Raw genomic sequence first — 22538 nt, 5'->3', positions numbered from 1 at the left:
GACCTCGGGATGCAGCCCGCCCGTTAGCGTCGGACGGACTTGAGCAGGAAAAAGGTCGCTGCCTCTCCGCTATCCTGCCGCGGAGAGACAGCCTCAACCCCAGGTCTTTCAGCCTTGCACGACGTAGCTGTCGGCATAGCCCAGGCGCTCAAGCTCGCCTTGCAATGCCGTCACTTCGTCGGGATGGCCGATAGGCCCAAGCTGCACCCGGTGCAGGCCAGTCGTGCTGACCAGGCGAGTCGGCTTGGCCAGGGTTTCGCTGAGCTGGCTCCCCAGGCTCTGCGCTCGCTCGGAGTCGCTCAAGGCGACGACCTGCAAGTAGGTTCCCTGTTCGACCTCGATGACCTCCTGATTCGCAGACCAGACAGTGGCTTCCAGCTCCCCATAGACGCTGGCGACAGGCTGGGAATCGGCCCAGGCGTCAGTCACGCTGGGCTGACCGGCCTGGCTTGACGGCTCGTGCGTCGCGTTCGGCCAAGCCTGGGTGGAGGTCATGTCAAGATTCTCGCCCACTCGCTCGAGAGTGACTTCGACGCGGCGATTCTGGCGACGCCCTTCCACGCTGTCGTTACTCGCGACCGGCTGATGTGAGCCGTAGCCGCGGGTTTCGATCAGCTCGCGATCGACGCCCTGGCTGACCAGATACTCGGCGACGCTGTCCGCCCGGCGCTGGGAAAGCGGGTCATTGATGGCGTCGGTTCCGGTGCTGTCGGCATGGCCGGCGATGAAGACCCGCTCCAGATCGGTGAGATTGCGGATCTGCTGTGCCAGTTCGTTGAGCTCCTGGCGAGCGTCAGGCCCCAGCTCGGCGCTGTTGACGGCAAACAAGGCATCGGCCGAGAGCGTCACGTCGGGCGCGCGAGTGGGCGGCGGTGCACTGATGCCTCCGGTGAAGTCGGCAAGGGTGAAGCCGCTGGGCCCTTCGACCGGGCAAAGCACACTGGGATCGAGCGCCACGCCGTCACTGCCCAGCTCCGCCAGGGTCGGCATGTCGTCACGCATGACGCCCAGCGTCGGCATCAGCTGGCCCATGGCAGCGAGGGTACGGGCATCGGCCAGGGCGATGTCGTACTGAGCATTGGTGAAGGCCCGGCTCGCTTCGAAGTACTCGTTTTCGCTGTCGAGTACGTCGAGCAGCGTCCGCTCACCGATGTCGAACTGCTGCTGATAAGCACCGCGCACCCGGTCGATGGACTGACGATGCTCGTTGAGGTAGCGGATCTGTTCGCGCAGGCGCTGGGTATCGTTGTAGGCGATCTGAGTGGTCTGACGCACGTTGGTGCAGGCCAGGTCACGCTGGTCGATGGCCTGTTCGACGCGATCGCTGGCGGCACGGAAAGAAGCCAGGTCGCTGCCACCGCGATAGAGGTTCATGCTCGCGACCAGCTCGATGCTGTGCCGGTCGCGCCGACCGAAACCGTCGTAGCCGGACTCGTTATTGTCGGTCCCGGTGCGACCGCGCAGGTCGAGACGCGGCTGGAATCCGGCTCGGGTGCCTGCCTGTTCGGCACGTGCCGCCTCGATGTTCTCGATTGCGGCATGGAAGTCGGGGTTGCCCTGGAAAGCCAGGTCGACCGCCTCGCTGACGGAGGGCGGCAGCCGGCCGTCGAGTTGCGGCGCCGGGGCCAGATTCTCGGCCGGCAGTTGGCCGACGATCCGCTGGTAGCGCGACGTGACGTCATGCAGGTTGGAGGCTTCGGTCATCAGGTTGGACTCGGCCAGGGCCAGGCGGCCGCTGATCTGCTCGAGGTCCACCCCTCGACCTGCACCGGAGCGCACGCGGTCTTCGATCTGGTTGAAGACCCGCAGGTGATCGGCATAGTTGTCCTGAGCCAGGCGCACCAGCTCACGATAGCGGCTGACGTCGAGATAGGCCCGCGTGGCTTCGAGCGCCACGTTCTCGCTGGCGCCGAGCAGCTCGTAGTAGCGTACCAGCTGGGCGCGGTCGAGCCGCTCGACCTCGCTGCGGGTGGCGAAGCCATCGTAGATCATCTGGGTAAGCCGCAGCTCGGCGAAGTCGGTATCATAGCTACCGCGCCCATCCCCTTCACGATCCTCGCGGCCGATGCCTGCGGCGACGTCGATACTGGGCAGGTAGTTGCCGCGCGCCACGCCGACATCATGACCGGCAGCATTCAGGCCATTCAAGGCAGCCCTGACTTCGGGGTTGGTGGACAGCGCCTGGCGCACCACCTCCTGCACATCGGCCGAACCAGGCGCTGCAAGGCCGGGCGGCAAGGTCTGGGCCACGGCGGCGGCCACGGGGAGAAGCGCAAGCGATGAACCCACGGCGAAGGCTTTAGCCAATCGCTGGGCTAGGGGGTAATCAGCTGATTTTTTCATGGGTGTTCCCTGTTCATGATTCGGTCGCCCCGTTGCACGGGCGATCCGTCGAGTTGCGTTATCGTTTCTTGTTATTTCGGGGCTCATCCGGCGAGCCGGACGGTGCTTCCATTCCCGGTTTCCCTTTGCAAGCCGATCAGCCTGTTCACATGGCAGCCTGTTACTAGTACGTACGGATCAAGCCAAGGACACAAAGCCCGCTTAGTCATTTAATGTTTGTCAACCGCTTTTTGTAATCTAGCGTAACCGAGGTTGTCCGATTGTCCAATACCCAAGTACGACACTTTTGTAACACCGATCTTGCGATTGATCCAAATCAAGCCCGTGGAAACAGGTCTACCGACAGCGTTAGCCTGCTGGCCACTCGCCCCCTCTCCCGGCCCTCCCCAATCATGGTATTGTCAGCCCCATGAGTGACGCCCCCTGTAGGCGAACGGGAAAGGAGAAGAAAATGTCAGCTTCATCAGAAATACAGAAGACACGCGTCATCAACGAGCTGCGCGGCTTCATCAAGAAGCTGCTGCAGGATCCACAGATTCTCGAGCAGTCACTGGATGTCGCCCGCCGCCACTACCGGGATGGCGGCTCGGAGGATGTCGTGGCACGCATCGCCAATGAGATTTCCGAAACCACCAGCGTGCATATCCCGGAGGATCCGCAGGAGCATTCCGAAGCGGACAAGCTGTTCCTCGAACTGCTCAAGGAAGTGATCAGCGAGGAGCAAGCCCTCTATTAGACTCGCACTATCGAGGCCTGGTACCGGGCCTGATGAACCGGGCGGGGCCGGCAGCCCCGCCTGGCCATTCGCGACAGGCACCTGGCCTCGCCCTTTGGTATAATGGCAACCAATTGTTTTCCAAAACTTTTACAAGTACGTTGCCAATGTATTACCTGCTGAAGCTATTTCCAGAAATCACCATCAAGTCGCGTTCCGTACGCCGCCAGATGACGCGTTGCCTGGTGGGCAACATCCGCAACGTGCTGCGCCCGTTGGGCGATTCGCTGCGTGTCCAGGGTGGCTGGGACGCCATCAAGGTCCACGTGCCGGAAGCTGCCGAGCCTGACTGGTACCGTCAACTTGAGCGGTTGCTGTGTCACATCCCCGGTGTCCACGAGGTGCAGTGCGTCGAGGAGGTGCCCTTCGTTTCCTTTGCCGACACCACCGATCGCCTGCTGCCGGTATGGCGTGATGCCGTTGCCGGGCGCAGCTTTCGCGTCACGGTGAAGCGCCGAGGCATTCATGACTTTTCCTCCGAGCAGTTGGAGCGCCACCTCGGGCGCGAGCTGCTTGACGCCGCCCCGGGAGCCAGGGTGCAGCTCAAGGAGCCGGAAGTGGATGTCCGTGTGGATGTCGTCGAAAGCCGCCTGCGCCTGGTTCGCCAGCGCTGGTCCGGGCTCGGCGGTTATCCCATGGGCCTGCAGGGACAGGCTCTGGCGCTGATCTCAGGAGGCTACGACTCCCCTGTCGCTGCCTGGAAAATGATGCGGCGTGGAATCAAGACGCATTTCCTGTTCTTCGAGCTCGGTGGCGCCGGTCATGAGGCCGCCGTGCGCGAAGTCGCTCACCACCTGTGGAAGACCTATTCGAGCTCCCACCGGGTGAAGTTCATCTCGGTACCTTTCGAAGGCGTGGTGGCCGAGCTGCAGCGCAGTATCCCCGATGGGCTGATCGGGGTGGCACTCAAGCGCATGATGGTGCGTGCCGCCAGCCGTATCGCGACCCGGGCGCGGGTTCCCATGCTGGTGACCGGCGACGCTATCGCTCAGGTTTCGAGCCAGAGCCTGACCAACCTGGTATTGATGGACGATGCCAGCGAGGTACCGATCCTGCGCCCGCTCATCGCCGAGGACAAGCAGACCATCATCGATACGGCCCGCCAGATAGGCACTGCCCCCTTTGCCGAGGGCATGCCCGAGGTGTGCGGCGCCGTCTCCCAGCGGCCCAATACCCAGGCGCGCCACGACAAGGTCGCTGCAGCGGAGGCGCATTTCGATTTCAGTGTCCTCGACGCCGCCGTGGCGCAGGCGGTGCAAACCCGCTCCGACCAGCTGCTTGACCAAAGGCAGCAAGAGTCGCCACAGCTCGAAGTGATCTCCGACCTCGAGACCGCTGCCAGCGATGCCGACATCAGCGTGATTGATATCCGCGCTCCGGCGGAGCGTGACGCCGCTCCGCTCGTGCTCGAGCGGGTGGATTGCCTGGAGATTCCCTTTTTCGAGCTGCAATCACGGGCCGACTCCCTACCCGGTGACCGCCGCTACCTGCTCTACTGCGACCAGGGGGTGATGAGCCGCATGCAGGCGATGCACCTGCATGACCGCGGATTGACGCATTTCGGAGTCTATCGCACCGACTGATCGAGGGCGTCAGGTTACAAAATCTTTTTTAGCAATCCCTTTATCGCTTCGCTCCACTGCGCTAAAACAAAATTAACAAGTCGCGGTTTTAGGAGTGGCGTATGGGTGCTCGCGGTTCTTCGTCACGCCGGAATTCGTCTACCGTGGCGCGGCTCGACAGCGGCGAATCGCTCGCGAAGCGCTCGCCTTTCATCGAGGAGCCCAGGCTGGCTCCGGCGCCCCGCCCGGAGCCTTCGCGACGCTACCTGTACATGGGGCTGGGCATCCTGGTGCTGACGTGTGGCGTGACGCTCGCCACGCTGCTGGTTGCCGAGGCCAAGACATCGCATTTCCAGTCCCAGGAACTCTCACGCTACGCAGCCACACTGCGCTATAGCGTAGAGCCCGGCCGTAGCGAACAGATCCATTTCCCCAGCCACGGCCCCTTCGACCAGCGCCTCGGCTACACCCAACTGCCAGAATTCGAATCCCGGCTCCTGGCCCGGGGCTATGACATCACTCATCAGGCTCGTTTTTCCCCTGCCCTGCTCGATTACAGCCGGCGCGGCTTCTTCCCACCCTATCAGGAGAAGACCCAGGCCGGCTTGAGCATCGAGGAGTGCCGAGGGGAAAGCCTCTACCTGTTTCGTCATCCGCACCGTCAGTACACCACTTTCGAGGCCATTCCTCCCATCGTGCTTCAGGTGCTGCTGTTCATCGAGAACCGACAGCTGCTCGACGAAAACGCACCCAATGCCAACCCGGCCGTGGACTGGCCTAGATTCACACGGGCCGCCTTGTCGCAGGTAGGGCGCGCCCTGGACCTGCCGGGCCAGTCGGCCGGCGGCAGTACGCTGGCCACCCAGTTGGAGAAATACCGCCACTCGCCCCGGGGGATGACCCACTCGCCGCGAGAAAAGCTGCGTCAGATGATCTCTGCCAGCGTGCGCAGCTACCAGCATGGTCCCCAGACCCTGACCGCAAGGCAGGACGTGGCCCTGGACTACCTCAATACCGTGCCGCTATCGGCCGCCCCTAGTTACGGCGAGGTCCATGGCCTGGGCGATGGTCTTTGGGTCTGGTTCGGCGCCGATTTCGACAGTATCAATCGCCGTCTGGCGATCGGCTTCGATGGTGTGGACGAACAGGCCGAGAAGGGCCTGGCGCTGCGCCAAGTGCTGGCCTTGATGATCGCCCAGCGGCGTCCTTCCTGGTATCTGACCCGGGGCAGGGAAGCCCTCGAGGAGCTGACCGACAGCCATCTGCGCCTGCTGCGCCAGGAACAGGTCATCCCGGCTGACCTCGCCCAGGCAGCGCTCGAGCAGCGCCTGGCGTTCCGCGACTCCGCGGTATCGCCCTTCGACCTGCGCATCGAGCCGGACAAGAGTATCCAGGTGGCGAGGCAACGCCTGGCGGGCATGCTGGGCATGTCGTTCTACGACCTTGATCGCCTCGACCTCAGTGCCCGCACTACCCTGCACGCCGGCCTGCAGCAAGAAGTCACCCGCTATCTTCACCGCCTGGCCGATCCGGAGTTCGCCGCAGAGACCGGCCTGCTGGGAGATCGCCTGCTCAGCGCCGAACGGACACAGGACGTACGCTACAGCTTCACTTTGTTCGAGCGCAGCGAGGACAGCTTCAGCGTACGGGTCCAGACCGACAACACCCATCAGCCGTTCGACATCAACGAGGGCAGCAAGCTGGAGCTGGGCTCCACCGCCAAGCTGCGTGTGCTGGCCACTTACCTGGAGATCGTCGCCGAGCTGCATGACCGCCACGCCAGCAAGAGCCCGGAGATGCTGCGCAGCGTCGAGATCGACTCCCAGGATGCGTTGAGCCGCTGGGTGCTGGATCGCCTGACTGAGGCCCCCGGCATGGCCCTCGATGAGCTGCTTGGCATGGCCATGGAGAGACGCTATTCGGCCAGCCCGGCGGAAGCCTTCTTCACCGGCGGCGGGCGTCACACCTTCAGCAACTTTCGCCGCGAGGACAATGGCCGCAATCCGACGCTCTCCGAGTCCATGCGCGAGTCGCTCAATCTTCCTTTCATCCGCGTGATGCGCGACGTGGTGCGCTACAGCATGCATCATGCCGAGCCGCGCTCAGCCATGCTGGGCGACGATCGTGACCCGCGGCGAGAGGAGTACCTGCGCCTGTTCGCCGACCGCGAGGGGCGTACCTTCCTCGAGCGCTTCTGGCGCAAGTACCGCAACCTCGACAGCGAAGCGCGACTGTCCATCTTTGTCGAAGGCATCAGGCCCACGGCACCACGTCTGGCCGCGGTGCAGCGCTATCTGTTTCCCGAGAGCAGCCTCGAGGAGTTTGCCGCTTTTCTCGATCAGTGGCTGCCCAACGGCAATCGACCCAGCGAGCGTGAGCTGGCCTCACTCTATGACCGCTACGCGCCTGGCAACTTTTCCCTGAACGATCAGGGCTATGTCGCCCGGGTCCATCCCCTGGAGCTGTGGCTGGTGGGGTTCCTGCTCGACTTGCCCGACGCCGGCTGGGGCGACGCCGTCGCCGCCAGCGTCGAGGAGCGTCAGGAGGTCTATGGCTGGCTGTTTCGCACGCGCCATCGCAACGCCCGCGACGTGCGCATCCGCACCATGCTTGAAGTCGAGGCGTTTCAAGACATTCATGAACGCTGGCAGCGCCATGGCTACCCCTTCGGCCAGCTGGTACCGTCGCTGGCCACGGCAGTCGGCTCATCGGGAGATCGACCTGCCGCCCTGGCTGAACTGATGGGTATCATTCTCAACGATGGAGTCAGGCTGCCCACCCTGCGGATCGATGAGCTGCATTTTGCTGCCGACACCCCCTACGAGACACGCTTTTTGCCAGCCGAAGGACAGGCCCATCGGGTCATGGCGCCAGAGGTCGCCGCGGTGCTGCGCGAGTCACTGTCCCAGGTGGTCGAAGGGGGAACGGCGCGGCGCCTGCAGGGTAGCTTCAGCCTGGAAGACGACACCCCGCTGGTGCTGGGCGGCAAGACAGGGACTGGCAACAACCGTATCGAGACCGTCGGCCGCGGCGGACAGGTTCTGCAATCGCGGGCCCGCAACCGCACCGCCACCTTCGTGTTCTATCTTGGCGATGACCATTTCGGCACGCTCACGGCCTTCGTCCCCGGCAGCGCCTCGGACGACTTCCGCTTCACCTCGGCCCTGCCGGTCCAGGTACTGAAGGGCATGGAGCCTATCCTGAGGCCCTATCTCGAACCCGGGGTGGGTACCTGTCCCCCGCTGCCCAAGGAGAAAGGGTTGCCCAGCGAGTACCACTTCGCCGGGGAGGAGGACAAGGTTCAGCCACCCGCCGCCGAAGACTCGGACGCTTCAGGCGCCTCGCGCGATCTTGCCTTGCGATAGGGAATGCCGAAGAGCAGCGAGTAGAACACCGGCACCGCAATCAGCGTCAGCAGCGAGGCAAATGCCAACCCAGCCATGATGGTCACGGCCATGCTGCTAAAGAAGGCATCGAACAGCAGCGGCAGCATGCCAAGGGTGGTGGTACCGGCGGCCAGGAGTACCGGGCGCAGGCGGCTGATGCTGGCATCGATCAGCGAAGCCAGGCGCTCCTTGCCACTCTTGATCTGGGCATCGATTTCATCCACCAGCACGATGGCATTCTTCATCAACATGCCGGAGAGGCTGAGCATGCCGAGTAGCGCCGTGAACGAGAACGGCAGCCCGGTCAGCAGCAGGCCGATGACCACCCCGCAGATCGACATCGGCACGACCAGCCAGATGATCAAGGGTTGGCGCAGCTTGCCGAACAGCAGGATCGATACCACCAGCATCGCCACGAAGCTCAGCGGCAGCTGCTGCGCCAGCGAGGCCTGGGCATCGGCGGAATCCTCGTACTCTCCTCCCCACGCCACCGCATAGCCCGGCGGCAGCGGAATGGCCTCGATCTCCTGGCGTACGGCATCATGGGCTGCTGCAGCGGTGTACCCCGGAGCCGGATCTGCCTGAACCGTGAGCGTACGCACCCGGTTGTAGCGATGAATCCGCGCCTCCTCGCTTTGCGTTTCGAAGCCGTCGACGATCTGGGCGATGGGAATGAAGCGCTGCTCGGCGTTGCTCCATACCATGCGATCCGAGAGCAACGCGACATCGCCACGCTCGCCTGCCGGTGGCCGGGCGACGATCGGAATCAACCTATCACCCTCTCGATAGGTGCCCGCCCGCACCCCGGAAGCGGCAAACTGCAGGGTCTGAGCCAGTTCATCACGCGTGACACCGGCAATTCTGGCGCGCTCCTCGTTGTACAGCGGCACCACTACGGCCTCCCGTTCGCGCCAGTTCTGGCGTACATCGATCACCGCCGGATTGGCTCGCATGCGCTGCTGGGCCTCTTCCCCCAGGCGGCGCAGCTCCGCTGCATTGCTGCCCTGGAAACGCGCCTCGATCTGGGCATCGCCACCGGGACCGAACTGGATGCGCTCGGTACGCACCCGCGCTTCGGGAAAAGCCGCCTGCAGCTCGGCGTAGACGTGGGGATCGAGCTCGTCGATACGCTCAAGACTCTCCGCGCGCACGATGAACTGTGCATAGGCAGGGTTGGGCTGCTCCGGCACATAGGTCAACATGAAGCGGGTCGCCCCGCGGCCAACGAAGCTCGAGACGTTCTCAACCCCCTGCTGGTCGAGCAGGTACTGCTCGATGCGCTCGGCATCGCGCTGGGTGGCGCGTATGTCGCTCCCTTGGGGCAGTTCGTAGTTGACGTAGAACAGCGGCGTGTTCGAGTCGGGAAAGAAGGACTGAGAAACGAAAGTGAAGCCCCACGCACACAGCGCCGTGATCCCCACCAGTAGCGCCACCGATAGCACACGCAGCCGCAATGCCAGGGCGAGAAAGCTGGCATAGATGCGATAGAAGAGCCCTCCGTGAGGATCCTTGTCGCTGCCGAGCTGCCTGCCGTGAAACAGGTAGTAACCGAACAGCGGAGTGACGGTGATGGCCAGCACCCAACTCAGCAACAGGGATATGGCGATCACGGCAAACAGCGAAAAGAGAAACTCGCCGGTCACATCGTCGGACAGCCCGATGCCCGAAAAGGCCAGGATACCGATCACCGTGGCCCCCAGCAGCGGGATCTGGGTGCGTCCCGCGGCCTCGCTGGCGGCCTCCTTCACCGGCCTGCCGCGCTGCATGCTGATCAACATGCCTTCGGCCACCACGATGGCGTTGTCGACCAGCATGCCCATGGCGATGATCAGCGCCCCGAGCGAGACCCGCTCCATCTCGATATCGAACACCCACATGAAGAACAGCGTGCCGAGCACGGTCAGCAGCAGGGTTGCCCCCACCACCACGCCGACGCGCCAGCCCATGAACAGGCACAGTACCAGGATCACGATGGAAACCGAGGTCGCCAGGTTGATCAGGAAGTCGTTGATCGATTCGTCGACCACACGGTGCTGCTCATAAATGGGATGCAGCTCGACGCCCAGCGGCAGGCGCCCTTCCAGTGACTCGAGGTGGCGCTCCACCGCCTCGCCCACCTCGACGATGTTGGCAGCGGCCACCCCCGCTACGGCCAGGGTGAAGGCGGGTTCGCCATTGTGGCGGATCAGGTGGTTGGGGATCTCCAAAGGCTGACGATGGACGTTGGCGATATCCACCAGCGATATCTGCTCGGTGGTTCCCGGCCTTCCGATGCGGATCGCCTCGATATTTGCCACGCTGTCCACGCCGGCCCGGGCGACAATACGCACATGGTCGTCGCCAACGCGCATCGAGCCGGCATCGGTGACCTGATTCTCGGTCTGGATGGTGTTGATCACATGATCGACGGGGATGCCGAGGGTGGTGAGACGCTCGTTGGGAATCTCGATGTAGATCGTCTCGTCGCGCTCGCCCGCCGTGGACACCCGCGCCACGTTGGGCACCGTCAACATCTCGCGCTGCAGGAAGCGGGAGATGTCACGAATCTCATCGTGCCCGTAGCCTGGCGCCGTCACTGCATAAAAGATGCCGTAAACTTCGCCGAAGTCGTCATTGACCTGAGAAGTCGAGGCACCTTCAGGCAGCGAGCCCTGAACGTCGTTGACCTTGCGCCGCAGTTCGTCCCAGATCTGCGGCAGCTGATGGCTGCGGTAGGTGGAGGCCACCTCTACCTCGATCTCGGACCGCCCCGGCATGGAGAGCGACTCGATGACGTCGATCTGCTGCAGCTCCTGGATGGCCATCTCCAGGCGCTCGGTGACCTCCTCCTCCACCTCCTGCGCGGTGGCACCGGGGTACTGGGTATTGATGATGGCGTTGGGAATGGTGAAGTCGGGATCTTCCAGCTTGCCGACGTTATTGAACCCCCAGATGCCGCCCAGCAGACAGATCGCAACGATGAGCCAGGTGACGACCGGCCGCTCGATGGACGCTTTGGCGATATCCATATCGTGCTCCTGGCTACAGTGTGGCTTCCATGGGTCTGACCCGGGCATCTTCATACAGCAGGTGCGCGCCTGCCGCGACGATGCGCTCGCCGCGCTGAAGCCCCGCCAGCACAGGTACCGTGTCGCCATGCAGCTGTCCGACCAGCACCTGGCGCGGCTCGACACGCTGGTCTTCATCGCGGTAGACCCAGACACGGAAGTTGCCTTCGTTGTCGGTATCCAGGGCGGCCGCGGGGATGTGCAGTGCACCATGCTCGATGACATCGATCAGCGTCACCGACACGGCGGCCGTCATGCCCGGCATCGCCCCGACGGCTTCATGATCGGGAATGGCAAACTCCACCTGGTAGGTCTGGGCAACGTCGTCGGCCTCGGTGACATGCTCACGATACTCGAGCGGAAAGCGCTCACCCGGCGCCGAGAGCAGCTCGGCCTCGACCTCGAAGCGCTCCGGACTGACCACGTGGCGCACCAGAGTCTCAGGCACGTTGATCCTCACCCGAAGCTCGGTCACGTCCTGCACTCGCACGATGGCGGTGTTGGGCTGGACATTGCTGTGATTCTCCACCAACCGGCGGGTCACCAGGGCGTCAAAGGGCGCCTCGATGGCGGTATAGGAGAGATCCTGCCGCGCGCTGTCACGCTGCACTTCGGCGAGCTCGTAGTGGGTGCGGATTTCGTCGAAGGCCGACTGGGAAATGGAATTGTTGTCGAGCAGAGGGCGTGCCCGCTCCATTTCCCGCCTGGCCAGCTGGTATTCGGCTTCGGCCCGCCGTACGGCCAGCTCGTAGTCGGTCGAATCCAGCCTGGCGACGGTTTGCCCCTGGCCAATGGTCTCCCCCTGACGTCGAGGCACCTCGACCAGCTGCCCACCGACTCGAAACGAGAGGTCGACCGTGCGCAAGGCTTCCACCCTGCCGACGAAGCGGCGGCTGGGTATCAGGGTGTGCTCCCCGACTTCCTGCAACTTGACCACCCGCACCGCCGGCTCTTCCTCATCGGCCTGATCGCGACCGCAGCCGACCATGACCAACCCCAGCAACACTATCAGCCATGCTGACCGCTTCATCGCCTAATCCCCCTGCTCCCTGCGCACCGTCACCTGGCAATGGCGCGGCATCCTAGGCTGTGCCTGAGCGATACACGATAGACCATAAAGTGTTGCTCCTGCACAGACAGCCCCACTATAACAACATTCAAGCGCACGTTTGAATTCCTGCTGTTCTTGGCTCCCGATTGATTACAGAAGACGGGCCCGGTGCGTAGCACCGGGCCCGTTGCAGGGACCGCCAGATCTGGTGGAACAGCGCTGCGCTATGGGCAGGGCACGACCTTGCGCAGCGTATCCTTGGCCCAGAGTACCTGGCCATCAGGCGTCCTGCCGTGCTCGTTCCAGCGCTCGATGACCTCCAGGCAGTAGGAGCCGGCGTTCTCGGTCCGCACGTCAGGGTTGGAGGGACGCTCGCCACCGATGCGCATCAGGTCGGGATTGTCGGTGGTGTAACGGGGGGCAATGGTGGCATTGCTGGCACAGCCGGCAACCAGGGCGGCAGCCACCAGAACTACGGGCAAACAGCGGCGCAGAGGCATGTTCACAACCCTCAAGAATGTCATTTTCGCTCCGGCAGGCATTGCCGGTAGCGTTAGATATCACCGCCGTATTTCGTCGTCAATATTTTTCGAACACCGTTCACGCACTTCACTATCTAGGCTTTGATCTGACAACTCGAACAGGCAACCTGCCAGGGCTACGCTGAAGGTATTCGCACAATCAGGATGTGACGACGTTTCATGGCCGAAGCTAGACCCGACCGGGAATATGCACCGCAACCCAGCGTGCTGGAACGCTGGGCGGCACGCTATCTCCAACAGCTCAATCACCACCGCACCGCACCAAGACGCGCCCGCCACGACCATGACCTGGCCCGGCTCAAGCGTACCTTCTATGCGGGCGTAGCCTGGGCGGCACTCGCCGGCATCGTTTCCGGCGGCATGATCGGTGGCATGGAGTGGTACATGCGCCAAGGCATGCTCGGCGGCATGGAGGACATGAGCCTGCGCGAACAGCTGCCCTACTGGGCCGGCTTCTTCGCCGTTGCCGGCGTGGTCAGCGCCGTGGAAATCGCCTTTCTCTACTGGAATGCGCTACGTGGGGTCGCCACCACCAGCCGCCTGGCAGGTGCGCCGATGCGTGACGGCCCGCATGCGCGACTGGTACTGCTGGGCCTGACCCGCGTGGCCCTCGAATTCCCCAGCCCCCGGCACCGGATCTACGGTATCGATCCCTATGCCCGAATGAGCCGCTGGAAAATCAACGCCATCGAGATCATGTATCGCATGAAGGTAGGCGTCAGCAGCTTCTTGATACGCGTGCTGCTGCGTCGCGTGCTGGGCCGAGTGGCCCTGCGCGGGGTTCTTCCCCTGCTCATGGGGCCGCTGTATGCCGCCTGGAATGCGATCATTACCTGGCGAATATTGGTCAAGGCACGCGAGCAGGCCTTGGGCCCGTTCGCCATCGAAGGCATGGTGCGGCAATTGCGGCACGACCCGCTGAGCGAGCGCGGCCAGCACGTCATGCTGCATACGGTTGGCGCCATGATCATGGCCAACCAGGATGCCCACCCCAACCACGTCTACCTGCTGTCACGGCTCATCGATGCATTTGAGTGGAAGGAGAAGCGCATCCAGGTGGATTGGCCGCAGCAGCGTTTCACACTCAATCGCCTGGAGCGCGGTGAAAAGCACCGCGTGCTCGAACTTCAGCTCGCCATCGCCGTGCTGGCCGGTTACCCCCGAGGCAAGCGCAAGCGCTTCCTGGAGGAGCTCTACGAAGCCTGCAATATCCCCTATCCGCACATGAAGGCGCGAGCCTGGCGACAGCGCTTCATGGATGGGCAGCCCCTCGACGGCCACGTGTATCACGGCCACGGCTGACTTCACCTGCAGCCGGCTTCGAAACCACACGGGACCTCAGAAGAGCCCGAGCTGCCTGTCGGTCAGGCTAGAGAAGTCATCACCCAGGAAAGGCAGGATGGCATCGGCCACCGGCTGCAGCTGACGCGAGAGATAGTGCTGATAGTCGATGGCGGAGCGGCGCGTCTCCAGCGGCTCCGGCCCGGCAACGGTGATCACGTAGCGAATCCAGCCACCACGCTGGTACTGACGGGGACGCCCGAGCCGGGTGTTATGCTCGTCGGCCAGGCGAGCGGCCCGCACATGGGGCGGCACGTTGCGACGGTATTCGTCGAGCCGGCGGCGCAGGCGCTTGCGATAAACCAGGCGCTCGTCGAACTCCCCGGCCAGGGTACGCCTGACGTAGTCGCGCACGTAGTCGCGATAGGACTCGCCGACGAAGACCCGCCGATACAGCTCCTGCTGGAACAGCTTGGCCAGCGGCGTCCAATCGGTGCGCACGGTCTCCAGCCCCTTGAAGACCACTCGCTCGCCCCCCTGCGCCTCTCGCACCAGGCCTGCATAGCGCTTCTTGCTGCCCTCTTCCGCACCGCGGATGGTGGGCATGAGGAAGCGCCGATAGTGGGTCTCGAACTGTAGTTCCAGCGCACTCGTGAGGCCATGTTCCGCCGCGAGGTGCTCGGCCCACCAGCGGTTGACCCTCAGTGCCAACCGCTTACCGATGGCATGGGCCTCCGGCTCTTCATGAGCACCGCCCAGCCAGACGAAGGTGGAATCGGTATCACCGTAGATGACCGTGTAACCCTCGGCTTCGATCAGTTCACGCGTACGGCGCATGATCTCGTGCCCGCGCAGCGTGATCGACGATGCCAGTCGCGGGTCGAAGAAGCGACACCCCTTCGAGCCGAGCACCCCGTAGAAGGAGTTCATGATGATCTTGAGCGCCTGGGAGAGCGGCGCGTTGCCTTCCCGCTTGGCCGCTTCACGCCCCTGCCAGACCCGGGCCACCAGGTCGGGCAGTGCATGACAGCGACGCGAGAACCGCGCGCCGCGATAGCCGGGCACGCTTTGAGCTTCGGCCTCATCGAGACCCGCTACCAGCCCTGCAGGGTCGACCAGGAAGGTTCGAATGATCGACGGATAGAGACTCTTGAAGTCGAGCACCAGCACCGAGTCGTAGAGCCCGGGACGGGAGTCCATGACGAAGCCGCCAGGACTCTCCTCCCCCGGGCGACCGCCCTGGCCAAGGCTTGGCGCAACGAATCCGAGCCGGTGCATGCGCGGCAGATAAAGATGGGTGAACGCTGCCACCGAGCCCCCGCTACGATCTGCCGGCAGGCCGGTGACGCTGGCCCGCTCCAGCAGGAAGTCGATCAGCTCGGTCTTGGCGAAGATTCGCAGTACCAGCTCGCAGTCCTTGAGGTTGTACCGCGCCAGCGCCGGCTTGTCCTCGGCGAACATGCGGTTGATCTCGTCCATGCGCTGGTAGGGGTTGTCGATGGACTTGCCCTCGCCCAGCAGTTCCCGGGAGACGTGCTCCAGGCTGAAGGAATCGAAGTGCCAAGTTGCCTGGCGCAGGGCTTCGATACCGTCGATGATCAGGCGCCCCGAAGCCGAGGCAAAGAAGTGATGAGGGTTGCCGCCGTGCGCACGCCAGCCAAGCGGCTCACCGCCGCGGCCGAGGCGCAGCGGCACCCCCAGCTGTTCGGCATGGCGCTGCAGCAGGCGCAGGTCGAACTGAACCAGGTTCCAGCCGACGATGGCATCCGGATCATGGCGGGCAAACCACCCGTTGAGACGCTCGAGCAGGACCTGGCGACTGGCGCAGTACTCGAGGGCGAAGTCTCGCTCGCGCTCGGCCGCGCCGGCCTGACCGTTGGGTGGGCCGAGCATGAAGACCTGGCGCTGCTCGCCACAGGCAATCGCAATGGAGTAGAGCTCGCCACGCGCGCTGGTTTCGATGTCCAGCGAGGCCAGCTCGAGCCTGGGCCGATAGTGCTCCACGGGCTTCAGTTGGGCGTCCTGCCAGGTGCCGTCGGCAGCTTGCTCGCCGGAAAAACGAACCGGTGCAGTGATGAAGCGCTCCATCAGGTAGCGCTCGGGCGGGCGAACATCGGCTTCGAGCAGCGTAATGCCGGCCTTGGCCAGCCGCCGCTCGAGCTGTTGCAGCTGGCGATAGTGGCGACAGTAGAGCCCGACAACCGGCCGTTGATTGAAGTCATGCAGCGCCAGCGGCTTGAGCGTCACGTCCGGCTCGCCTGCCAGGATGCGCTCGGCCACCGCATTTTGATCAGCGGGGAAGAACGCCACGCAGGGTTGCGGCGGCAGACGCACATGGCAAGGGCCGGCATCCGTTGCCAGCCAGAAGCTCACCTCGCACCCATCGGACGTATCCCGCCAGTGCCGTGTCAGCACGAAGCCCTGCTGTGCCACCGCCATCTCTCGCGCCTGCCTGCTGTGGGGTCATTCTACCCGGCGCAGGCAGGGCTGTCGTCGTCGGCTGCCCAGCCTAGCGCTCGAGAATGGCCCGGCAGGCCGGCGGCAGCGAGCGCCCGGGGGAAGGATAGACCTCGGGGCGTGGCGTCGGCGCCAGTGCCTGGCAGCCATCGCCGGGCGGCGGGGGCGGCTGGTCGATGCACTCCGGCTGATCCGGCGGGCAGCTCAGGCGCACGTGCAGGTGTTCGTCGTGGGAATGCCAGGGCCGTATCAGGCGCAGCCAGGAGCGATCGTCCCACTCCCGCTCGCACAGGTCGCGCTTCACCGCCGAGTCGACGAAGATTCGCGCCACCCGCGGATCGTCTGCCGCCAGGCGGATCAGCTCGGCATGCTCGTCGGTCCAGCGCTCGTCGAGCCGCTGAGTGCGTGGATCGACCAGGATCGGCTGCTCCAGGTCCTCGCGCTCGCTGCGCTCGACAAACGGCAGGTCCAGGCGAAACCAGATGTCGACATCGAGCCCCGTCTGATGGCTCACGTGTCCATAGGGCATGGGCCCGCCGCGGGGTTGCGCCATGTCCCCCACCAGCATCGGGCCGAACCCGGCCTGATTGACCCGCTCCCCCAGCCGCTCGACGTAGTCGATCAGCGTGGGGTGGCCGTAATGGCGGTTGCGTTCGATATCCACCGCCTGGTAACCGACGCCTTCCAGGGGCAGCTGCTCGGCGCCGGCTATACAGCCGCCGTCGAAGGGTCCGATGACCCGCGGTGAGCCAGGCAGCGGCTCCCTGACCTCCGACCAGTCGCCAGGGCTGGTCGGAGGGGCCGTGTCTTCAGGTGGACTGGCGGCGAAGGCCGCCGAGGTGGAAAAAGCGGCCAGGGCAAGCAGCATGACGCCCACTCTGGGTGGGCGTCGCACGAGAGCGTCAAGCAACATGGTTCATCCTTGCTGGGTGGCTAGTCTGATTCGCGCTCCTGCAAAGCGAGCCATTCGAGCCCGGGCCGATAGAGCATGTCGTGCTCGCCGTCGAACACGACCAGCTCCGCTGGTCCGGACTGAAGGTGGAGCAGCACCGGGGCTTCGGCCTCGTCGAAGCCGGCATAATCACGCTGGGTATGCAGTGAGCGCTCTTGTACATCCTCCGGGATCTCCCCTCGCTCCATGATCGCGTCGATCTGCTCCTGCGAGATACGAGCCTCCTCCTCGACCAGGTCATTGTAGGCACGCAGGCCGTGGTCGACGGGCACCAGGTCATCCTCGATCCCATGAGCGATCAGCACCCTCAGCTCCCCTGCCACGTCGGGCAGATGGGCCTTGGGGCTGCGCTGAACGCACTCGTCATGAGCCTCGCTGCCCTCTTCCGGCGCTCCGCCGCAGGCACCTGCTATCTGTTCGGCATAGTCCTCGGCGCTGCCTGCGTGGAATTCGTACCAGCTGATCAGATCGTAGACCGGCACCCAGGCGGCAACGCCGGCAAACCGGTCGGGATGCCGGCTCGCCAGGTGCAGGGCATTCATGGCTCCGCCGGAGTAGCCCATCAGGTAGATGCGCGACTCATCGACATTGGCATTTTCCAGGGCGTACTCCAGCGCGTCTTCCATATCGGAGATGACCAGATCGGAGGCCATCGACTCGGGTCGTCCATCGTTTTCGCCGCGAAAGTCGGGATGAATGAAGGCCCACTCATTGGCGACGGCAAATTGGGCAAGCGGGATATCGATGTTCTGCAGGTAATCGGTGCTCCAGCTGTGCAGCACCAACAGCAGCGGGCGCTCCTCGTCGTCTTCGGGAGCAAAGAACAGCGCCGGCTGCTGATAGTCGTCCGCCGTGGAGGGGATCTCCACGTCCCTGATGTCTGGGACATGCTCCTGCCAGACGGCAAGATCGGCATCGGTCAGCTCACCGGGAAAGTCAGTAACGACGAGATGCTCACTGGGATGCTCCAGACCGGATTCCTCAGCCTCGTCCGCCGACTCCTGGCCCAGCAGCCGTTCCGATACGGATCCATCCGCCTGCACCTGGCCAAGGCCCAGGGAGGTACCCATCAGCACGCCAAGTAGCATGGAAAACCTGCGGTTCTGCCTCTGGCTGCCAGCGGGGTCGACCCTGGCAGATAAACTTGTGGTGGGGAGGTAAGAAACAAGATGGCCTTTGCGTTCCATGGCACGCCTCCTGGCAGCAGTTCCTTGTGCTTGTCCTCACCATTCTAGCCGGCGTGCCCTGGCTTGCCAGTCGACTCCGGGCTCTATTCCTCACCTCGGGTGCGAAGGGCAGCCCAGCCAGATAGTCGCCGATCGCCTGAGCATCCTGCGGGCGTCGGAAAAGATACCCCTGGCCGTAGTCGCAACCGAGCTCCTTTAAAGCCGCCAACTGCAGCGAATCCTCGATGCCTTCGGCCACTACCCGCAGGCGGCAGGCATGCCCGAGGCTGACGATCATGGCGGCCAGGCGGTCACTGTCGCTTTCCCCCTCCATGGTGGAGATGAAGGAGCGATCGATCTTGAGTTCATCGACTGGCAGAACCCGCAGGTGACTCAGCGCCGAGTAGCCGGTCCCGAAGTCGTCCAGAGCCAGCGCGATTCCCACTGCCTTGAGCGCCTGCAGGGTCCCCAAGGCGAGTTCCAGGTCTTCCAGCAGCGCCGATTCGGTAATTTCCAGGGTCAGCGCGCGCCCCTCCAGGCCAGCCTGGTCCAGTGCGGCTTGCACGTCGTCGGCAAAGCTGGGCTGACGCAGCTGGCGAGCCGAGACGTTGACGCTGACGGTCAGCGACGGGTCCAGGCGGTGCCACTCCCCGAGCTGTCGACAAGCCTGATCGAGCACCCAACGCCCAATCTCCACGATCGCTCCCGTTTCCTCGGCAAGGGGAATGAAATCGCAAGGCGGCACCATGCCCCGGCAAGGATGCCGCCAACGCAGCAATGCCTCCAGCCCCTTGGGTCGGCCACTGCGCAGATCGACGATGGGCTGGTAGTGCAACGTCAGCTCCCCGCCACCCAAGGCGCTCTGCAGGTGCGTCTGGAGCAGCTGTCGCTCAAGGAGAGCCTCCCCCATGGCGGGTTGATATGTGATTACCACGTTACGGCCGACTGCCTTGCCGCGGTACATGGCGATATCGGCATGGCGCAGTAGCACGTCGGCTTGCTGGTCAGAGGCACCGGCATGGGCAACGCCCACCGTTGCCCCGATATAGGCCAGCTGCCCGCCAAGACCGAAAGGCTGTCTGAGCACCTCGATGATTCGCTCACCGATCCGGGCGGCCGTCTCTAGCGGGGCGTCATCCACGTTGACCAGTACCGCGAATTCATCTCCCCCAAAACGGGCCACTGTCGCGTCGGGCCGCATCACCTTGCCTATACGTTCGGCGACGGCGCACAGCAGCTCATCGCCGGCATCGTGCCCCATGGTGTCGTTGATCGCCTTGAAGCGATCGAGATCGATGAACAGCACCGCGGGGGTGTGTCCCGGCGCCTGCTGACGCAGTGCCTGGTTCAGACGGTCGAGAAACAGGCGGCGGTTGGGTAGCCCGGTCAGCGGATCACGGAAGGCCTTCTGCATCTCTTCCAGGCTACGCGCATCTGCCAGGGCGAGGCTTGCGTGCTCGGCAAAGGTCCTGAGCAAAGCCAGCTCCTCCTGGCCAGAGAGGGTTTCGCCACCGATTTCGACGAGCAGGGTGCCTGCCGGTACCCCATGAATGTGGACGACCGCACTGACCGTCTCGGCGGCACCGGAGAGATCGGCACCGGAAACGATGGGGCGGCCTGGATCCTGGGCGTCGTCCAGCAGCAGCGACACCGGGTGGCCGCCCAAAACCTGGCTGGCTCCCTGGGTCACGGCCTCGAGGATGTCGGGAAGCGGCGCCCGATGCGAGATGGCGCGCTGAATATCAAGCAGTACCTCCAGCACCTGCTGCTCGCGGCGCTGTCGTTCGAGGACAGCCAGCATATCGAGCGCCAGACCGAAAGCGCCGGCCATGCCCAGTAGCAAGTGGCGCTCGGTATAGCCGAATGCTCCATGACACCTTGCCACTACCAGTCTGCCTGTCGCACCGGCATGCCACTCCGCCGCCAAGGTGTGGCAGCTGCCGATGGTTTCGAAAATCGCTTCATCGGTGCCTGGCAATGCCGCCTTGAGCATGGCCTCCGGTACGCTCTGCTGGCCGAAGCCGAAGGTGGACATCAGCCTGTCGTTGACGATCACGGCACCAATCTCTGCGTCGAATTCCTCGGCAATCAACTCGGCTCCCGTGCGGGCAGCCTCGGCCACATTTTCACAGCGACTGATGGCGGTGAGGAACTCGACCAGCCGATGAGGCGACTGGACGTCCTGCGCAGCCAGCGTCATGTCAGCACCAACAGGGCCAAGGTGGCATTGTGGATGCCACGAGAGCCTCTGGCGCGGGCAAATTCGCCATAGGTATAGAAGCCACCCAGTGCGGCTTGGGGAAAGGCGTCGGTGACGATCTTCAACTCCTCCATGAGTCCGGCCTGGCCGAGCATGACCAGTCTCGCCACACAGTCGAAGGCAATCACGCCGAGGGGCTCATGCTCACCCAGCGCCTGGCTGACGAGCTGACAGGCCTCGTGAGTACCGTTGAGGGTACCCTCGGCCGACCCCTGCATGATGGCAACCAATGTCCCCTCGGGTACGTCGCTACAGAGCAGCGAGCGCGTGGCATAGTCGGCCCCCACCGTAGCACGTATCTCCTCCCCCCCGGGTCTCAGTAGCCCCAGCATGTATTCCAGGCCACCGTAGGGCAGTGCCTCCCCGCTCTTGTAGGCCTCCGCGGGAGCCCTGACAGCATGCAAGAAGTAGTCGAGGGCAGGTTCATCATTGAGCCGGTGAATCCATCTGCCATCGCTTCCGGTGACTACCACCGGCTCGCTGATACGCTGCCAGCCGTGGCCAGTGCCGATCGCCATAGGAGCGATGGAGCCCAAGGCAATACCAACCACCCCTTCACTGATCACCTCCCCCGCATGAAACTGGAAAGTTTTCACCAGCAGCAGATCATCGCCTGCGCACCCTCCCACCAGCGGCACTGCGGCGCCTGCCACGCCGTAAGCCCCGCGAATGAGTTCGCTGCGCAGTCCAATGAGACCGTCACTGAGCAACATCAGCACCTTGTGTGGGCGTTCGAGCTCCAGCAGCCCTTGAGCCACCTGGCGTCCGGCTTCTCGCGGCCCCGCCTCGAGGCTGGCCACACGGCTACTCACGGTGAAGCCTTCACCGCCCAGTGCGACGGCGACCAGTGCCTGGGAAAGCGCAAGCTGGCCGCAGATCTCACCAGCCGTGGTGCATCCCGCCACCACGGCCTCATCGCCGGCCATTGCCTGCGCCGTGGCAGCGACGGTCGGTACGTCATACGCCGGGGAACAGAAAACCAGCACCAGCCTGGGCGTTCGCCCGGATAGCGCCTGATGGATTGCTTCGCTCGTAGCCTCGGCCGACCCGCTCAGGGCGGAGTGACCCACTCCCATCCAGCGCGTTTCGGGAGTGGCCGATGGAAGTGAACTCGCGGCGCTCTTCGTTTGCATGGGTCGATGCTCTCGAGTCGTTGAACCAGGCAACACGGGGTGGGGTACGCCTCACGGCGCCCCACCCGGGTATAAGCAAACTTCGGCCCAGCGAAGGATTTCTTTAGCCGTTTCCGCCCGGCGTCAGGATCGACGCCGGGCCGGCAGGCTCAATCACACGGGACCACGGCTCGACGGGTATCCTTGGCCCAGAGGGTCTGGCCGTCAGGCGTTGTCCCGTGGGAATTCCAGGTCTCGGTGACTTCGACACAATACGGACCCAGGTCCTCGACGTAGCGCTCAGGGTCCGCCGGGCGATCATTACCGATACGCATGATGTCGGGGTTTTCGCTGGTGTAGCGGGGTGCCACGGCATTGGTACCGCAGCCTACCAGCAGGGTGGCAATCAACAGCAGGGGCAGTGAAAGACGCAGTTTCATCGTATCATCCTCACGAAAGTGAAACGTTCGTTTGTTGGATGATGCGTAACGGGCAAGCGTTGAGTCCTGCCACAGCGGCCCATCCATGGGCCTGCCGTCGGCGGATATCGCTAATGATACCCAAGCTACCCGCAACGGGCCAGCCATCCGCCTCAGCAGATGCA

The 22538-nt window shown here is 63.9% G+C and carries 14 protein-coding genes; 4 read left to right on the top strand and 10 right to left on the bottom strand.

Annotated elements, in window-relative coordinates; all coding sequences use genetic code 11:
- Positions 1 to 108: 108 nt before the first annotated feature.
- Entirely contained in the window at positions 109 to 2343 is a 2235-nt protein-coding gene (locus H1D44_RS08460) for a TolC family outer membrane protein (RefSeq protein ID WP_181514410.1), read from the bottom strand.
- A gap of 451 nt (positions 2344 to 2794) precedes the next feature.
- On the opposite strand from H1D44_RS08460, the gene H1D44_RS08455 reads away from it, so the two are divergent.
- From H1D44_RS08455 to H1D44_RS08445, 3 genes are all read left to right on the top strand, one after another.
- Positions 2795 to 3079 carry a hypothetical protein gene (locus H1D44_RS08455; protein WP_181514409.1) on the top strand — a complete coding sequence of 95 codons (285 nt, stop codon included), beginning with the start codon at positions 2795 to 2797 and terminating at the stop codon, positions 3077 to 3079.
- A gap of 146 nt (positions 3080 to 3225) precedes the next feature.
- Positions 3226 to 4701: a tRNA uracil 4-sulfurtransferase ThiI gene (gene thiI / locus H1D44_RS08450; RefSeq protein WP_181514408.1), complete on the top strand. Its 1476-nt coding sequence runs from the start codon at positions 3226 to 3228 to the stop codon at positions 4699 to 4701.
- Between the two features lie 101 nt (positions 4702 to 4802).
- On the top strand, positions 4803 to 8045 hold the full coding sequence (locus H1D44_RS08445; protein WP_220128030.1) for a transglycosylase domain-containing protein: 3243 nt from the start codon (positions 4803 to 4805) through the stop codon (positions 8043 to 8045).
- Here H1D44_RS08445 and H1D44_RS08440 read toward each other — a convergent pair.
- The 3 genes from H1D44_RS08440 to H1D44_RS08430 form a co-directional block, all read right to left on the bottom strand.
- Positions 7982 to 11074, bottom strand: coding sequence for an efflux RND transporter permease subunit (locus H1D44_RS08440; protein WP_181514407.1), 3093 nt, complete (start codon positions 11072 to 11074; stop codon positions 7982 to 7984). The two genes, H1D44_RS08445 and H1D44_RS08440, sit on opposite strands and share 64 nt — an antisense overlap.
- A 13-nt stretch (positions 11075 to 11087) precedes the next feature.
- Positions 11088 to 12143: an efflux RND transporter periplasmic adaptor subunit gene (locus H1D44_RS08435; protein ID WP_181514406.1), complete on the bottom strand. Its 1056-nt coding sequence runs from the start codon at positions 12141 to 12143 to the stop codon at positions 11088 to 11090.
- Between the two features lie 245 nt (positions 12144 to 12388).
- On the bottom strand, positions 12389 to 12664 hold the full coding sequence (locus H1D44_RS08430) for a hypothetical protein (RefSeq protein ID WP_181514405.1): 276 nt from the start codon (positions 12662 to 12664) through the stop codon (positions 12389 to 12391).
- Between the two features lie 201 nt (positions 12665 to 12865).
- Between H1D44_RS08430 and H1D44_RS08425 the strand changes: the two genes are divergently transcribed.
- Positions 12866 to 14008, top strand: coding sequence for an LBF_2804 family protein (locus H1D44_RS08425; protein WP_181514404.1), 1143 nt, complete (start codon positions 12866 to 12868; stop codon positions 14006 to 14008).
- A gap of 36 nt (positions 14009 to 14044) precedes the next feature.
- On the opposite strand, the gene H1D44_RS08420 is transcribed toward H1D44_RS08425, so the two are convergent.
- The 6 genes from H1D44_RS08420 to H1D44_RS08395 form a co-directional block, all read right to left on the bottom strand.
- Positions 14045 to 16426 (bottom strand): DNA polymerase II, encoded by a 2382-nt coding sequence (locus H1D44_RS08420; RefSeq protein WP_181514403.1) that lies wholly within the window; start codon positions 16424 to 16426, stop codon positions 14045 to 14047.
- 70 nt (positions 16427 to 16496) lie between these two features.
- On the bottom strand, positions 16497 to 17357 hold the full coding sequence (gene mepA / locus H1D44_RS08415; protein WP_181514402.1) for a penicillin-insensitive murein endopeptidase: 861 nt from the start codon (positions 17355 to 17357) through the stop codon (positions 16497 to 16499).
- Positions 17358 to 17377: 20 nt separating this feature from the next.
- On the bottom strand, positions 17378 to 18466 hold the full coding sequence (locus H1D44_RS08410) for an alpha/beta hydrolase family protein (protein WP_238984521.1): 1089 nt from the start codon (positions 18464 to 18466) through the stop codon (positions 17378 to 17380).
- Positions 18378 to 20762 (bottom strand): putative bifunctional diguanylate cyclase/phosphodiesterase, encoded by a 2385-nt coding sequence (locus H1D44_RS08405; RefSeq protein WP_181514400.1) that lies wholly within the window; start codon positions 20760 to 20762, stop codon positions 18378 to 18380. The genes H1D44_RS08410 and H1D44_RS08405 overlap by 89 nt, the downstream gene beginning before the upstream one ends.
- Complete coding sequence (locus H1D44_RS08400) at positions 20759 to 21955, bottom strand: FIST signal transduction protein (protein WP_181514399.1); 1197 nt, start codon at positions 21953 to 21955, stop codon at positions 20759 to 20761. Before H1D44_RS08400 ends, H1D44_RS08405 begins: the two co-directional genes overlap by 4 nt.
- 149 nt (positions 21956 to 22104) lie before the next feature.
- Positions 22105 to 22374 (bottom strand): hypothetical protein, encoded by a 270-nt coding sequence (locus tag H1D44_RS08395; protein WP_181514398.1) that lies wholly within the window; start codon positions 22372 to 22374, stop codon positions 22105 to 22107.
- Positions 22375 to 22538: the final 164 nt, after the last annotated feature.

The organism is Billgrantia kenyensis, from assembly GCF_013697085.1.
GTDB lineage: Bacteria > Pseudomonadota > Gammaproteobacteria > Pseudomonadales > Halomonadaceae > Halomonas > Halomonas kenyensis.
This window is presented reverse-complemented; position numbering and strand designations above follow the sequence as displayed.